Source organism: Oscillibacter sp., assembly GCF_032060045.1.
Lineage (GTDB): Bacteria > Bacillota > Clostridia > Oscillospirales > Oscillospiraceae > Oscillibacter.
The window spans coordinates 32,841-34,268 of the sequence record NZ_DAMBZJ010000032.1 but is presented as its reverse complement, the minus strand read 5'-3'; the positions used below and the strand labels follow the sequence as shown (position 1 = coordinate 34,268).

Sequence of the window (1,428 nt, the reverse complement as noted above, 5' to 3'; positions counted from 1 at the left end):
TTCACAGTGCATCTGATGATGGCACATCTATTTATTGTCTGGACGCGCCCGCACAACCAACTGACATCCCCCGAAGCAGCCAAGCCGAGGTAAATGCCGTAAAACGGTTCCTGTCACTTAACCAAATCTCAGATTACGCTATTCTCTCGCCCTATCGCAGGCAAATTTCTCTTCTTTCCGCCGCGCTCCCGAAAGAAAAGAAATCCGGGAGAATATTGACTGTCCATGCATCCCAAGGGCGAGAGTGGGATACGCTGTTCCTTAGTGTTGTAGATACAAATAATAAGTGCTTTACCGATACGGTACGGTCTGCAACCCAAGGTAAGATGGTGATTAACACTGCTGTGAGCCGTGCCCGAAAGACACTTATTCTCGTTTGTGATGCTTCGTATTGGTTCAGCCATCCGGAGCAATTGATTGGCCAACTGGTTCTGGCCTCTAAGCCGCTGTATATCAATTCTTAGGAGGTAGATATGATTACATCCCAAAAGGCAATGCAAATTATGTTTGAGCCAGATGCCGGATGGCGCGACTTCATAATAGTCGCGCTTTCGGAGCAGAGCGCAAAGGACCTTTTGAAAATATGCCTAAAAATTGTTTCCGAGCAGATGCGCGGAAACCCGGAGAAATAGAGGTGCACCCATGCCCGATGAATACAGAATCGCTGCCGCGTATATCCGTGTCAGCACGGAAGATCAGACGGAGCTATCCCCGTCCAGCCAGCTTGTGGAGATACGCAAGTGGGCGGCAAAAAACGGTTGGATTATTCCGGATGAATACGTGTTTGTGGACGAAGGAATTTCCGGGCGGAAGGTCACAGGGCGTGACGCTTTCCGCCACTTGATCGGAACGGCCAAATTGAAGCCCAAGCCCTTTGATGCAATCCTTCTCTGGAAGTTCTCCCGCTTTGCCCGCAACAGAGACGATGCCGTTTTTTACAAGTCCGTCCTACGCAAGCAGCTACACATTGAGGTCCTCTCCATCAGCGAACCGATTGCCGAAGGAAAGCTGGGCATCCTCATGGAGGCCCTGATTGAAGCAATGGATGAATATTACTCCATCAACCTTGCCGAAGAGGTGAAGCGCGGGATGGAGGAAAAGCACCGCCGGGGCGAGTTGCAGTCCAATCCTTCCTATGGCTACACGGTAGAGGACAACGTGCTGATTCCAAAAGAACCGGAGGCCGCCTACATAAAAGAGATTTTCCGCCGATTCTGTCAGGGAGAAGGTTTCTATCCCATTGCCAAATGGTTGAATTCCATAGGCGTTCGGACACACCGCGGGAATCTTTTTGAAAACCGCACGGTAGAGTATATTCTTCGCAATCCGGTTTATATTGGTAAGCTCCGCTGGAATCCCTCTGGCATCACCCGTCGTGATTTCACAGACCCCGACATTGTGCTGGCGGATGGAAAACATGTGCCTTTG

General features: G+C 50.3%; 2 protein-coding genes. Both read left to right on the top strand.

Translation table 11 applies throughout. The annotated features are described in order from the left end of the window. Positions 1 to 464 (top strand): AAA domain-containing protein (locus tag RT018_RS12520; protein WP_312942486.1); only part of this gene is annotated, 464 nt, incomplete at its 5' end. 178 nt (positions 465 to 642) lie between these two features. Continuing rightward, on the top strand, positions 643 to 1,428 hold a 786-nt coding region (locus tag RT018_RS12515; RefSeq protein WP_312942484.1), incomplete at its 3' end, for a recombinase family protein.